General features: G+C 73.2%; 10 protein-coding genes. 5 read left to right on the top strand and 5 right to left on the bottom strand.

Going from position 1 to position 13,476, the window contains the following annotated elements:
- Positions 1-43 precede the first annotated feature (43 nt).
- The 3 genes from gndA to SERN_RS07880 all read left to right on the top strand — a co-directional run bounded on the left by gndA (position 44) and on the right by SERN_RS07880 (position 3,306).
- Positions 44-1,492, top strand: coding sequence for an NADP-dependent phosphogluconate dehydrogenase (gene gndA, locus SERN_RS07890; RefSeq protein WP_135849550.1), 1,449 nt, complete (start codon positions 44-46; stop codon positions 1,490-1,492).
- Positions 1,493-1,621: 129 nt separating this feature from the next.
- The gene (locus SERN_RS07885; RefSeq protein ID WP_135849549.1) at positions 1,622-2,368 is read left to right on the top strand and encodes an aminoglycoside 3'-phosphotransferase; all 747 of its coding nucleotides are present in this window, start codon (positions 1,622-1,624) and stop codon (positions 2,366-2,368) included.
- A gap of 38 nt (positions 2,369-2,406) precedes the next feature.
- Positions 2,407-3,306, top strand: a complete 900-nt coding sequence (locus SERN_RS07880; RefSeq protein ID WP_135849548.1) for an NAD-dependent epimerase/dehydratase family protein — start codon at positions 2,407-2,409, stop codon at positions 3,304-3,306.
- Between the two features lie 193 nt (positions 3,307-3,499).
- Here SERN_RS07880 and SERN_RS07875 read toward each other — a convergent pair whose 3' ends face one another.
- Entirely contained in the window at positions 3,500-5,383 is a 1,884-nt protein-coding gene (locus SERN_RS07875) for a phosphoenolpyruvate carboxykinase (GTP) (protein ID WP_135849547.1), read from the bottom strand.
- Between the two features lie 82 nt (positions 5,384-5,465).
- Here SERN_RS07875 and SERN_RS07870 point away from each other — a divergent pair, with 82 nt between their 5' ends.
- Positions 5,466-6,980, top strand: a complete 1,515-nt coding sequence (locus SERN_RS07870) for a helix-turn-helix domain-containing protein (protein WP_135849546.1) — start codon at positions 5,466-5,468, stop codon at positions 6,978-6,980.
- A 9-nt stretch (positions 6,981-6,989) separates the two neighbouring features.
- Here the strand turns inward: SERN_RS07870 and SERN_RS07865 are convergent, their stop codons facing one another.
- The 3 genes from SERN_RS07865 to SERN_RS07855 all read right to left on the bottom strand — a co-directional run bounded on the left by SERN_RS07865 (position 6,990) and on the right by SERN_RS07855 (position 10,575).
- The gene (locus SERN_RS07865) at positions 6,990-7,718 is read right to left on the bottom strand and encodes a hypothetical protein (protein WP_135849545.1); all 729 of its coding nucleotides are present in this window, start codon (positions 7,716-7,718) and stop codon (positions 6,990-6,992) included.
- A gap of 2 nt (positions 7,719-7,720) precedes the next feature.
- A complete protein-coding gene (gene purD, locus SERN_RS07860) occupies positions 7,721-9,019 on the bottom strand; it encodes a phosphoribosylamine--glycine ligase (RefSeq protein ID WP_135849544.1) in 1,299 nt (432 codons plus the stop codon).
- Between the two features lie 83 nt (positions 9,020-9,102).
- Positions 9,103-10,575 (bottom strand): NCS2 family permease, encoded by a 1,473-nt coding sequence (locus SERN_RS07855; protein ID WP_135849543.1) that lies wholly within the window; start codon positions 10,573-10,575, stop codon positions 9,103-9,105.
- A 228-nt stretch (positions 10,576-10,803) separates the two neighbouring features.
- On the opposite strand from SERN_RS07855, the gene SERN_RS07850 reads away from it, so the two are divergent.
- Positions 10,804-12,264, top strand: a complete 1,461-nt coding sequence (locus tag SERN_RS07850; protein ID WP_135849542.1) for a nucleobase:cation symporter-2 family protein — start codon at positions 10,804-10,806, stop codon at positions 12,262-12,264.
- Here SERN_RS07850 and hpxO read toward each other — a convergent pair.
- On the bottom strand, positions 12,223-13,455 hold the full coding sequence (hpxO, locus tag SERN_RS07845; protein WP_135849541.1) for an FAD-dependent urate hydroxylase HpxO: 1,233 nt from the start codon (positions 13,453-13,455) through the stop codon (positions 12,223-12,225). The two genes, SERN_RS07850 and hpxO, sit on opposite strands and share 42 nt — an antisense overlap.
- Positions 13,456-13,476: the final 21 nt, after the last annotated feature.

The following is a 13,476-nucleotide window of genomic DNA, read 5'->3' as shown; positions in this document are numbered from 1 at the left end:
GACACGGTCTGCGCGCCACGGCTCGGCGCGGCAGAATGGCCGCATGACAAACGTTGGCGTGGCAGACATCGGCGTGACCGGGCTCGCGGTCATGGGAAGCAACCTCGCGCGGAACTTCGCGCGCAACGGGTACACCGTGGCGGTGCACAACCGCTCGAACTCCAAGACGCAGGCCCTCATCGAGGCGCACGGGAGCGACGGCGAGTTCGTCCCCAGCGAGTCCACGGCGGACTTCGTCGCCTCGCTCAAGGCGCCCCGCACGGTCATCATCATGGTCAAGGCCGGCGGCCCGACCGACGCGGTCATCGAGGACCTCGCGGCGCACATGGAGCCGGGCGACATCATCGTCGACGGCGGCAACGCCCACTTCCCCGACACGATCCGCCGCGAGAAGTCGCTCCGCGACCGCGGCTTCCACTTCGTCGGCACCGGCGTCTCCGGCGGTGAGGAGGGCGCGCTGAACGGGCCCTCGATCATGCCCGGCGGCACCCGCGAGGCGTACGAGACGCTCGGCCCGATGCTCGAGAAGATCTCGGCCAAGGTCGACGGCGTCCCGTGCAGCACCTACATCGGCCCGGACGGCGCGGGTCACTACGTCAAGATGGTCCACAACGGCATCGAGTACGCCGACATGCAGCTGATCGCCGAGGCCTACGACCTCCTGCGGTCCGCGCTCGGGCTGTCGGCCGCGCAGGTCGGGAAGATCTTCGAGGAGTGGAACACCGGCGACCTCGAGTCCTACCTCATCGAGATCACGGCCGACGTGCTCCAGCACGTGGACGCCGAGACCGGCAAGGCGTTCGTCGACGTCGTGCTCGACCAGGCCGAGCAGAAGGGCACCGGTCGCTGGACCGTGCAGTCCGCGCTCGACCTCGGCGTGCCGATCACGGGCATCGCGGAGGCGACGTTCGCCCGTGCGCTGTCCGGCTCCGTGCCGCAGCGCGAGGCCGCGCGCGCCGCCGACCTCGCCGCCGAGACGGCCGGCTGGGACGTCAAGGACGCGGCCGCCTTCATCGAGGACGTCCGTCGCGCGCTCTACGCCTCCAAGGTCGTGGCCTACAGCCAGGGCTTCGACCAGATCGCGGCCGCCTCGCTCGAGAACGACTGGAACATCGACCGCGGTGCGTGCGCCCGGATCTGGCGCGGCGGCTGCATCATCCGCGCCCGCTTCCTCAACCGCATCACCGAGGCCTACGAGCGTGACGCCGAGCTGGCGCTGCTCATCTCCGACCCGTACTTCGCCTCCGCGGTGGGCGACGGCGTCTCCTCCTGGCGCCGCGTCGTCGCCGGCGCCGCGCTGAACGGCATCCCGGTCCCGGCGTTCTCCAGCTCGCTCGCCTACTACGACGGCGTCCGCGCCGAGCGTCTGCCGGCCGCGCTGATCCAGGCGCAGCGCGACTTCTTCGGCGCGCACACCTACCAGCGGGTCGACAAGGGCGGTGTCTACCACACCGAGTGGAGCGCCGACCGGAGCGAGACCCAGCAGAGCTGAGCCCCGGGGCCGGTCCCGCTCGCCGAGAACGCCCGGTGCGGCTCGAACCCCACGGTCGAGCAGCACCGGGCGTTCTCGCGCGCGGGCCTGGCTACCCCGGACGGGACCGAGCAGGGGCAGACTGGGCCGGTGAGCATCCCCGTCGGCGAGATCGAGGTCCCCGGCCGGGTGCGCGGGCTGGCCGAGGGCGACCCCCTCGATGCCGTGTGGACCAACGCGATCGGCGGGCTGACCTTCCGTGCGACCGGCCGCACCGCCGACAGCCACGGCGACCGATTCCTCAAGTGGGGGCCGCGCCACCTCGAGACCTCGATGGCCGACGAGGCCGACCGCCTCGCGTGGGCGGCTCCGTTCATCCCGGTGCCGGAGGTTCTCGAGCACGGCTCCGACGCCACGCACGAGTGGCTCGTGACCCGCGCCCTGCCGGGGCGCTCCGCCGTCGACCCGCGGTGGATCGCCGATCCGGAGACGGCGGTGCGCGCCGTCGGGCAGGGTCTGCGGGCGCTGCACGACGCGCTCCCCGTCGACGGCTGTCCCTTCGACTGGGGCGTGCCGGCGCGGATCGCGAACGCCCGCCGGCGCGGCGTCGTGGTCCCCGCGACGATGCACGAGGCACCTCCGATCGATCGCCTGGTGGTGTGCCACGGCGACGCGTGCGTCCCCAACACCCTGATCGACGACGCCGGGGCCTGGGTCGGGCACGTCGACCTCGGCGCGCTCGGGGTCGCCGACCGGTGGGCCGACCTCGCCGTCGCGGCGATGAGCACGGAGTGGAACTACGGACCCGGATGGGCCGACGCGCTCGTGGCGGCGTACGGCGTCGAGCCCGATCCCGTGCGCGCCGCCTACTACCGCGACCTGTGGAACGCGACGTGACCATGGCCTGCGTGTGAGCGTTCACCTACGCTGAGGCCATGACACTGGCGTCCCCCCTGACCTCCGGCCGCATCGCGGTCACCGGCTCCTCCGGCAAGCTCGGCGGCTACACCGTCGCCGACCTCGCGGCGGCCGGCTACGACGTCGTCGCGCTCGACGTCGCCCCCGCCCCGGCCGCGGTGCGCGACGTCGCCGTCGCCGCCCTCACCGTCGACCTGACCGATCTCGGCCAGGTGGTCGACGCACTCGAGGGGTGCGACGGCGTCGTGCACCTCGCGAACATCCCCGCCCCGGGACTGCGGCCCGAGGGCGTCACGTTCACGACCAACGTCGCGATGAACCAGGCCGTGCTCTCCGCGGCGCGCACGCACGCGCTGAGGCGCGTGGTCTGGGCCTCGAGCGAGACCACGCTCGGGCTGCCGCTGGACACCCCGCCCTGGTACGCGCCGATCGACGAGGCCCACTTCCCGCGGCCGGAGAGCACCTACGCGCTGTCAAAGGTCGTGACCGAGCAGATGGCGGCGACCTACGCGCGTTGGACGGGCGTCAGCCACGTCGGGCTGCGGTTCTCCAACGTCATGACGACGCAGGACTACCGCGACCTGTTCCCGCCGTCGTGGGACGAGCCCCTGGCGCGGAAGTGGAACCTGTGGAGCTACATCGACGCGCGTGACGCCGCCGCCGCGTGCCGGGCGGGGCTCGTCGCGTCCGAGGAGGCGCTGGGCGGGGCGGGCAGCGCGCCGAACGTCATCATCGCCGCGGCGGACACGTGCATGCGTCGCGACTCCGCCGACCTGCTGGCGGAGGTGTTCCCCGGCGTCGAGCTGCGACGCGAGGTGTCCGGGACCGGGACGCTGTTCGACATCTCGGCGGCCGAGCGCATCCTCGACTGGCGCCCGGAGCACTCCTGGCGCGACACGCTCGAGCCCCGCGCCTGACGCCGCTCGCACCCCCACCGGTTCGCCGAGAATGCCGGTGACTGCTCTGTCCGAGCGATAGAGCAGTCATCTGCAGGGTCGACGGAGGGGGAGCTCGCTGAGAATGCGCGTGACTGCCCTGTCGGCGGGATAGAGCACTCATACGCATTGTCGGCGGGGAGTCGGCCCGCCGGCCGGACGGGGCGGCGGGCACTCAGAGGCGGTCGATCGACGCCATCAGCTCCTGGCGCAGCGCCGCCGGCGCCCCGATCTCCTCCAGGTACTGCGCCGAGCGGCTCAGCTCGCGCTGCCACGCCACCGGATCGACCTCGACGAGCTGGTCGAGCGTCGACTCGCTCAGGCCGAGGCCCGACACGTCCAGGTCGTCGGGCGTGGGGACGCGCCCGATCGCCGTCGCCCGGCCGCCCGCCGTCCCGGCCACCCGCCCGGCGATCCACGCCAGCACGCGCGCGTTCTCCCCGAAACCGGGCCACAGGAAGCGTCCGGAGGCGTCCTTGCGGAACCAGTTGACGCCGAAGATCTGCGGTGCGCCCTCGCCGAGCCGCTCCCCGACGGCGAGCCAGTGCGCCAGGTAGTCGGCAAGCGCGTAGCCGGTGAAGGGCAGCATCGCGAACGGGTCGCGACGCAGCTCCCCCAGCGTCCCCTCGGCCGCGGCCGTGCGCTCCGAGGCCACCGTCGCCCCCATCAGCACGCCCTGCGTCCACGAACCGGCGTGGCTCACGAGCGGCACGGTCGAGGGGCGGCGGCCGCCGAACAGGATCGCGTCGAGCGCGACGCCCTCGGGGTCCTCCCAGTCGGGCGCCATCGTCGGGCACTGCGCGGCCGCCACGGTGAAGCGCGCGTTCGGGTGCGCGGCGGGACGACCCGCCGCCGGCGTCCAGTCCTCGCCGCGCCAGTCGATCAGGTGCGCCGGAGCCTGCTCGGTCATGCCCTCCCACCACACGTCGCCGTCGTCGGTCAGCGCCACGTTCGTGAAGACGACGCCGGAGCGCATCGTCTCCATCGCGACCGGGTTGGTCGCCCACCCCGTCCCCGGGGCGACGCCGAAGAAGCCCGCCTCCGGGTTGATCGCGCGCAGGCGGGTCACGCCGTCCTCGCCGGTCCGGGGCGCCATCCAGACGATGTCGTCGCCGAGCGTCTCCACGCTCCAGCCCGGCAGCGTCGGCTGCAGCATCGCGAGGTTGGTCTTGCCGCACGCGGAGGGGAACGCGGCCGCGAGGTGCAGCCGCCGTCCCTCGGGCGAGGTGGCCCGGATGAGCAGCATGTGCTCGGCCAGCCAGCCCTCGTCGCGCGCGATCACGGAGGCGATCCGCAGCGCGAAGCACTTCTTGCCCAGCAGCGCGTTCCCGCCGTAGCCAGAGCCGAAGCTCCAGATCTCGCGGCTCTCGGGGAAGTGCACGATGTACTTCTCGTCGTTGCACGGCCACGCCACGTCGACCTCGTCCGGCCCGAGCGGCGCACCCACGCTGTGGATCGCGGGCACCCAGGCCGCGCCGTCGTCGATCCGCCCCAGGGCGCCCTCGCCCATCCGCGTCATGATGCGCATGCTCACGACGACGTAGGGCGAGTCCGTGATCTCGATCCCGAAGCGCGCCAGCGGGGAGTCCAGCGGACCCATCGCGAACGGCGCGACGTACATCGTGCGGCCGCGCATCGCCCCGGCGAACAGGCCGGCGAGCATGGTGCGCATCTGGGCCGGGTCGCGCCAGTTGTTGGTCGGCCCGGCGGCCTCCCGCGTGGCGGAGCAGATGAACGTGCGGCCCTCGACCCGCGCCACGTCGCTCGGCGACGAGCGCGCGAGGTAGGAGTCCGGGCGCAGCTCGGGGTTGAGCGGGAGCAGGGTGCCGGCGTCGACCATCTCGGCCAGCAGCGCGGCGTTCTCGGCGTCGCTGCCGTCGATCCAGACGATCCGGTCCGGCTCGGTCAGCGCGGCGGTGCGCTCGACCCACGCGAGGACGTCGGCGCGCGTCGACGGCGTGCCGTGGACGGGACGGGCGTGCGGCGCAGCCTCGCCGGTGTCAGTGCCGGTGCCGGCGGTGGCGGAGGTGGCGCTCGGGGGGACGATGGTTGCGGTCATGGGACCAGCGTGGGCCCACCCGTGCAAGATTTGCAGGCCCGCCCTTGTGCAACTACGGCGAAAGTTGCCCTATCGTCAACTCATGGCACCCCAGGCGCGTCGCACGTCCTACATCGACGTCGGTGAGACCCCCGAGGCGGAGGCGACGGCGTCGGACGCCTTCACCCTCGGTCGCCGCCTGCGCCACTTCCGAACCGCGGCCGGGCTGACCCTCGCGCAGCTCGCGGAGACGGCGGGGACGACGACGGCGCAGCTCTCCCACATCGAGAACGGGCGCCGCGAACCGCGGCTGTCGCTGCTGCAGCAGCTCGCGCGCGCCGTGGGCGTGCCGGCGGCTCAGCTGATCGCCGACGAACCGCCCCCCGACCGCCGGGCCCAGCTCGAGATCGCCCTGGAGCACGCGCAGCGCGCCGCGCTCTACCGCGAGCTCGGTGCACCGGTGGTCCGTCCGAGCCGCACCCTGCCTCTCGCGGTGCTGGAGTCGCTGACCGCGCTGCACGGCGAGCTCGCCCGGCGCGCCCGGGAGGCCGTGGCGACGCCGGAGGCCGCCCGCCGGGCCACCACCGATCTGCGGCTGACGATGCAGCGGCTCGACAGCTACGTGCCGGACCTCGAGGACCTCGCCGAGGCGGCGATCCGCGAAGCGGGCTACGAGCAGGGCGCCGTGACGCACCGGACCGTCGCGCGGATGGCGGAGAGTCTCGGCTTCGACATCATCCACGTGCCCGACCTGCCGCACTCCACGCGCACCGTCACCGACCTCGCCAACGGCCGCATCTACCTCCCGCCCGCGTCGATCCCCGGCGGCCACGGCCTGCGCTCCCTCGCGCTCCAGGCGATGGCGCACCGCATCCTCGGCCACGGGCGGCCGGAGTCGTACGCCGAGTTCCTGCGCCAGCGACTCGAGATCACCTACTTCGCCGCGGCCGCGCTGGTCCCGCGCGGCGCGGCCGTACCGTTCCTCGAGGCAGCCAAGGCCCGCAAGGACCTCGCGATCGAGGACTTCCGCGACGCGTTCGGGATCACCCACCAGTTCGCCTCGCAGCGGTTCATCAACCTCGCCACCAGCCAGCTCGGCATCCCCGTGCACCTGGTGTGGGTCGACGGCGACGGCACCCTCGTGCGCGGCGGTGAGAACGACGGCATCGCCTTCCCCGAGGACGCGACCGGCGCGATCGAGGGACAGAGCGTCTGCCGGTTCTGGGCAGCCCGGCAGGTGCTCGCCCAGCGCGACCGCACCACCGAGTACCACCAGTACACCGACACCCCGACCGGCACGTACTTCGAGGCGAGCCAGACCGGATCCGTGGGTGGCGCGGGGGCCGGCTCCCGGTTCTCCATCACGGTGGGGGTCCCGTTCAACCAGGCCAAGTGGTTCCGGGGTCGCGAGACCACCGTCCGCACGCAGTCGCGCTGCCCCGACGCCTCGTGCTGCCGACGCCCCGCCGTCGACCTCGCCGCGCGCTGGGAGGACCACGCGTGGCCGAGCGCCCAGGTGCACGCGCAGGTGCTGCGGCCCCTGCCGTCCGGCAGCTTCCCCGGGGTCGACGACGCCGAGGTGTACGCGTTCCTGGAGCGGCACGCGCCGACCTCGTAGGACCTCGGGCTAGGCGTCCTCGACCGAGCTTGGCTCGGCCCCGACCCGCTCGAGCGCCAGGGCGACGTCCTCCGCGAGCCGGAGCAGGCGCACGACCTGCGCGCGCGTGCCCTCGCCGGGGAACGCGACGACGACGCTCTCCCCGTCCGCCTGGACCACCACCCCGCCGGGGACGTCGGCGTGCAGGACGTGCGCGAGCGCCGTCGTCACCGCCTCCTCCTGACCCGGCGGCGTGGCGAGCAGCCACGGGAGCCCGAGGGGCGAGCGGACGAGGGCGAGGTCGGGCCGTCGCCGCAGGAGTCCGGGGAACGGACCGGTGGCGTCCTGACCGCCGAGCACCAGCAGCAGGGGCGGCGCCGCACGGCGGTGGGCCAGGCGGACCGTCTGGCTGCGCCAGTCGACCCGGTCGCCTCCGACCGGGCTGAGGTACTCGCCGGAGCGCGTCGAGATCAGGAGCGTGCGGCCGTCGTGAGTGCCGAGCAGCACGTGGGTCGCCTCGACGGGTGCCAGGAAGCCCGGCGGCTCGAGGCCGTCGGGCGGCATCGGGCTCGGGCCGGGTGCGTACCGCCAGCCGCGCTCGAGCGCCCAGGAGCGGCGGTCCACACCGACGTCGGTGTCGAGCGCGACCGACCGACGGTCGCCGCCCCGCAGCACCGCGGCGCGCGCCATCCGCAGGCCGCCGACGACGACGGCCAGCAGGACCGCGATCGCGAGCAGCAGCAGGCTGGGGTCGACCATCCCTAGGCCTGCGGACCGGGGACGGTGACCTCGCCGCGCTCGGCGCGCAGCGCGATGTCGGTGCGGACCTGGCCGCCCTCGAGCGAGATCCGGCCGGCCGCGTCGTAGGCCACGGCCCTGGCCTCCGCGAGGGTCGCACCGGTGCCGACGACCGAGAGCACGCGGCCACCGGCGGCGACGAGGTGACCGTCGTCGTCGAGCGCCGTCCCGGCGTGCAGCACCCACGCGCCGTCGACGGCCTCGGCGTCCTCGACGCCGGTGATCGCGCCGCCGGTGCGGGCCTGCTCCGGGTAGCCGGGGGTGGCGAGCACGACGGTCACGGCGGCGTCGTCGGTCCAGTGCAGGCCGCCGAGCTCCTCGAGCGAGCCGGTGGCCGCCGCGTGCAGCGCCCGGTCCAGCGGGGTGGCGAGACGCGCGAGGACGACCTGCGTCTCGGGGTCGCCGAAGCGCGCGTTGAACTCGATGACGCGCAGCCCGCGGCTCGTGAGCGCGAGGCCGCAGTAGAGCAGTCCGACGAACGGGGTCCCGCGGCGCGCGAGCTCGGCGACGGTGGGGCGCGCCACCCGCTCCAGCACCTGCTCGGTGAGGTCGTCCGGGGCCCACGCGAGCGGCGTGTACGCGCCCATGCCGCCGGTGTTGGGTCCCGCGTCGCCGTCGAAGATCCGCTTGAAGTCCTGCGCGGGGGCGAGCGGGAGGACGTCGACGCCGTCGCTCAGGCAGAAGAGGGAGACCTCGGGGCCGTCGAGGAACTCCTCGATCACCACCTGGTTGACGACGTGCGCCCCGACCGCCTTCGCGAGGCAGTCGGCGGCGTGCGCGAGGGCGGCCTCGCGGTCGTCGGTGACCACGACGCCCTTGCCGGCCGCGAGCCCGTCGTCCTTGACGACGTAGGGCGGGCCGAAGGCGTCGAGCGCGTCGGCCACCTCGGCCTGCGTCGTGCAGACGTGGGCGAGCGCCGTGGGCACCTCGGCCGCGGCCATGACGTCCTTGGCGAAGGCCTTGGAGCCCTCGAGCCGGGCGGCCGCGGCATCGGGCCCGAACACGGGGATGCCGACGGCGCGCACCGCGTCCGCGACGCCCGCGACCAGCGGCGCCTCGGGTCCGACGACGACCAGCTCGGCGTCGATCTCCCGGGCGAGGGCGGCGACGGCGGCCGGGTCGTTCGCGTCGACGGCGCGGTTCTCGCCGCAGGCGGCTGTGCCGGGGTTGCCCGGTGCGATCACGAGATCGGCCCCCGCCAGCGCGAGGTGACGGGCGAGGGCGTGCTCACGGGCGCCGGAGCCGACGACGAGGATCTTCACGGTGCCCGAGCCTATCGGCGGGTGGCGGCGCGCGCCGCCGGGGCCGCCACCCGGACGCCGCGGACGCCACCGCCGGCGGCGGGTCAGCCCACCAGCGCCTGGATCGGGCCCCGCACGAAGTACAGGACGAACATCACCGCGGCGACCCACATCAGCGCGTGCACCTGGCGGCCCTTGCCCAGCAGCACCTTGATCAGCACGAACGTGACGAACCCGGCGCCGAGGCCGACCGTGATCGAGTACGTGAACGGCATCAGCGCGATGACCAGGAACGCCGGGATCGCGACCTCGAGGTTCTTCCAGTCGATGCCCGTGATCTGGGTCATCATCAGGAAGCCGACGACCACGAGCGCGGGTGCGGCGGCCTCGGCCGGGACCATCAGCACGAGCGGCGAGAGGAACGTCGCGAGCAGGAACGCGGCGCCGGTGACCACCGAGGCCAGGCCGGTGCGAGCGCCGTCGGCCACGCCGGCGGAGGACTCGATGTAGGCGGTGTTGGAGCTGACCGAACCCGCGCCACCCGCGACCGCGCCGAGCGAGTCGACCACGAGGATCTGCTTGGTGCGGGGCGGGTTGCCCTGCGCGTCGAGCAGTCCGGCGGCGCCGCCGATGGCGACCATCGTGCCCATCGTGTCGAAGAAGTCCGCGAGCAGCAGCGTGAAGACGAGCAGCACCACGGTGATGAACGTGAGCTTCTCGAACGAGCCGAGCAGCGACACCTGACCCACCAGCGAGAAGTCGGGCGCCGCGACGGGCGACCCCGGCCACACCGGCACGTTGCTCGCCCACCCGGTCCCCTCGGCACCGCCCTGCACGTGGCCGAACGTCTCGATGAGGAACGCGAGCACCGTCGTCGCCACGATCGAGATCAGCAGCGCGCCGCGCGTCTGCTTGATCCACAGCACGATCGAGACGATGAGGCCGACGACGAACACCAGCAGCGGCCAGCTCGCGATCGACCCGCCGATCCCGAGCTCGACCGGCGTCCCGGCCCCGGTGCGGACGAAGCCGGCGTTGACGACGCCGATGAACGCGATGAACAGGCCGATGCCGACGCTGATGGAGACCTTGAGCTCGGCCGGCACCGCGTTGAACACCGCCTGCCGCACCCCGGTCAGCACCAGCACGAGGATCAGCAGCCCCTCGAGCACGACGATGCCCATCGCGTCCGCCCACGTCATGCCCGGCATCAGCGCGATGCCGTAGGCCACGACGGCGTTCAGACCGAGGCCCGCCGCCATCGCGATCGGCATCTTCGAGACCACGCCCATGGCGATCGACAGGAGCCCGGCGACGAGCGCCGTCGTCGCCGCGATCTTGACCTGCGCCGACGCCGCGTCCCCGCCGCCGAGGAACGCGCCGGTCCCGTCGGTGCCGCCGAGGATGATCGGGTTCAGCACGATGATGTAGCTCATCGCCACGAACGTCACGATGCCGCCGCGGATCTCGCGACCGACGGTCGACCCGCGCTCGCTGATGAGGAAGTAGCGGTCGAGCACGCCGACGACGCCGGAGGCAGGGGACACGGGCGCCGGACGCGGCGCGGTGGTGGACATGGGCAGCATGGTGGCAGGTCGTTCCGCTCCCGCGCTCGCCGCGTACGACCCGTGGACGACGGCCGGACGAACCGCCCGCGCCGGGCCGACGTCGCCCGCCCGTAACGACGCGGTAAAACCTTCCTGAGACGCCTGGTCGCGCTCGTTCGAACGTGTCTACGCTCACCCTCGTCACGGCAACGGAGCGACGCGCTCCCGGCCGTCGCCCCTCGGAGCAGGGAGCGACCCATGGCCACGAGCGAGACGAGCGGCACCGTCGACAGCGCCAACACCGTCGACACGGTCCCATCCCTGGCGCGGCTGTTCCCCCTGGGCCTGCAGCACGTGCTCGCGATGTACGCGGGCGCCGTCGCCGTGCCGCTCATCGTGGGTGGGGCGATCGGGCTGAGCCCGGAGGAGATGGCGTTCCTCATCAGCGCCGACCTGTTCGTCGCGGGCCTGGCGACCATCGTGCAGTCGATCGGGTTCTGGCGGTTCGGGGTGCGGCTGCCGCTCATGCAGGGCGTCACGTTCGCCGCCGTCGGGCCGATGATCGCGATCGGGAACGGGGACGGCGGCATCACCGCGATCTTCGGCGCGACCATCGCGTGCGGCGTCTTCATGATCCTGCTGGCGCCGTTCTTCTCGCGCCTGCTGCGGTTCTTCCCGCCGATCGTCACCGGCACCGTGATCACGATCATCGGGCTGTCCCTGATGGACGTGGCCGCCGGCTGGATCGTGGACGGTGCGCAGGACGGCGCGCCGCCCGTGAACGTCGCGTTCGCGGCCGGCACGCTGGTGCTGATCCTCGCCGTGGAGCGGTTCGCTCCCCCGGCGATCCAGCGCGTGTCCGTCCTGACCGGCCTCGTGCTCGGCACGATCGCCGCGCTGCTCGTCCCGGGGATGGTCGACTTCTCGGCCGTCGGCGACGCGAGCTGGTTCGCCGTCGTGACGCCGTTTCACTTCGGGGTGCCGACGTTCCAGGTGGCCGCGATCGTCTCGATGCTCATCGTCGGCATCGTGATCATGACCGAGACGACCGGCGACATGATCGCCGTCGGCGAGATCGTCGAGAAGCCGGTCACGCCCCGCTCGCTCGCCGACGGCCTGCGCGCCGACGGTCTGGGAACCGTCCTGGGCGGCATCTTCAACACGTTCCCGTACACGGCGTTCGCGCAGAACGTCGGGCTGGTCTCGCTGACCGGCGTGCGCTCGCGCTACGTCGCGACCATGGCCGGCGGCATCCTCGTCGTCCTCGGTCTGCTGCCGAAGGTCGCGGCCGGGGTCGAGGGCGTGCCGCGGGCCGTGCTCGGCGGCGCCGGCATCGCGCTCTTCGGGATGGTCGCGGCGTCGGGCATCCGCACGCTCGGCAAGGTCGCGTTCACCAACCGCACGATCCTCGTCGTGGCGATCTCGATCGGCGTCGCGCTGCTCCCCACCGTGTCACCCACGATCTACGACCAGTTCCCGACGTGGTTCACCCTCATCTTCGACTCGGGCATCTCGGCCGGCGCCATCACGGCGATCCTGCTCAACATCCTGCTCGGCTCGCCCGCGGCGCAGGCCGACCCCTCGGCGCACGGCCCCGACGGGCGCGACCTCGCGGCCGCCCCGACGTCCGCACCGACCGCGGCGGCCGCGGGCGCCGGGGGCGCCGGGGTGAACGGCTCAGCACCCGTCCCGAGCGTCGACGCCCCCGCCGAGCGCTGACGAGATCAGCACCCCGCCGCCGAGGTTGACGGGGCTGCCCGCGATGTTGCCGACGATCCCGCGGATGATGCCGGCGCCGTCCTGCGTGCGCAGGCTGTCGTACCAGGCCTGCGTCACGGCCGGGTCGAACGCGTGCGTCTCGTCACCGCGACGGCGCGCTCGCAGCACGAGGTCCCCGGCACGCTCGCTGCGCACCGCCTGGTAGCGCAGGAGCGTGTCCTCGACCCCCTCGGTGTTCGTGGCGAACAGGATGCCGAGCGCGAACGCGTCCTCGAGCGCCGAGCACGCGCCCTGACCGATGTCGGGCGAGGTGTTGTGGGCGGCGTCCCCGAGGATCGCGACCCGGCCGCGCACCCACGTGTGGAACGGGTCGATGTCCCAGATCTCCACGCGGTTGAGCGAGGACGCCGGGTCGATCGCCTCCAGGAGCGTCCGCACCCCCGGCGCGTCCCACCCGTCGAACGCCTCCAGGAGCGGCTGCTTGCCCTCGGTGCGGTCGTAGGGCAGACCGGCCGGCTGCGGCACGTCGAACCAGAAGTAGAACCGGTCCCCCGCCACGGGCATGACCGCGCACCGCTTGCCCTCACCGACGTAGGTCGTCCACTCCGTCAGCGGCCCGATCCGGGCATCGGCCGGGACGAGCCCGTTGTAGTTGGTGTACCCGCAGTAGCTCCGCTCGATCGGCGCCCCACCCTGGTTCACCCAGTCCCGCGTGAGCGAGCGCGCGCCGTCGGCGCCCAGCAGGAGGTCACCGATGTCGCTCGTCCCGTCGGCGAAGTGCGCGGTCACGCGCTCGCCGTCGTCCTCGAGCCCCACGACCTCCTTGCCGAGGTGGATGCGCTCCGTGCCGAACGTCCGCATCAGGAGCTCCTGGAGGTCGGCGCGCGCCACCGGGTACGGCCGCTGCCCCGTCGCCGACGCCACCGGGTCAAGCGGGAACCGGCACCACGTCTCGCCGTCCGCGCCGTCGCGGTAGGACATCGTCTCCATGCGTCCGCCGAGCGCGGCGACCTCCCGCGACAGTCCGAGCCAGTTGAGCACCTTGACGCCGTTGGACCACAGCGAGAGCGCGGCCCCGACGGGTCGGTTCTCACGCATCCGGTCGTAGATCACGACCTCGTGACCCAGCCGCTGCAGCGCGATGCCCGCACTGGTGCCCCCGATGCCCGCGCCCACCACGATGATCTTCACCCGGCTCACGCTAGGGACGAC

Source organism: Serinibacter arcticus (genome assembly GCF_004786095.1).
GTDB lineage: Bacteria > Actinomycetota > Actinomycetes > Actinomycetales > Beutenbergiaceae > Litorihabitans > Litorihabitans arcticus.
Note: the sequence above shows the minus strand (reverse complement) of the source record. Positions and strands in the feature narration are given on the sequence as shown.

What these genes read in the sequence shown, in the direction of transcription:
- gndA (WP_135849550.1), top strand. Translation starts at nt 44, where the DNA reads ATGACAAACGTTGGCGTGGCAGACATCGGCGTGACCGGGCTCGCGGTC.
- SERN_RS07880 (WP_135849548.1), top strand. Translation starts at nt 2,407, where the DNA reads ATGACACTGGCGTCCCCCCTGACCTCCGGCCGCATCGCGGTCACCGGC.
- SERN_RS07875 (WP_135849547.1), bottom strand. Translation starts at nt 5,383, where the DNA reads ATGACCGCAACCATCGTCCCCCCGAGCGCCACCTCCGCCACCGCCGGC.
- SERN_RS07870 (WP_135849546.1), top strand. Translation starts at nt 5,466, where the DNA reads ATGGCACCCCAGGCGCGTCGCACGTCCTACATCGACGTCGGTGAGACC.
- SERN_RS07865 (WP_135849545.1), bottom strand. Translation starts at nt 7,718, where the DNA reads ATGGTCGACCCCAGCCTGCTGCTGCTCGCGATCGCGGTCCTGCTGGCC.
- SERN_RS07855 (WP_135849543.1), bottom strand. Translation starts at nt 10,575, where the DNA reads ATGTCCACCACCGCGCCGCGTCCGGCGCCCGTGTCCCCTGCCTCCGGC.
- SERN_RS07850 (WP_135849542.1), top strand. Translation starts at nt 10,804, where the DNA reads ATGGCCACGAGCGAGACGAGCGGCACCGTCGACAGCGCCAACACCGTC.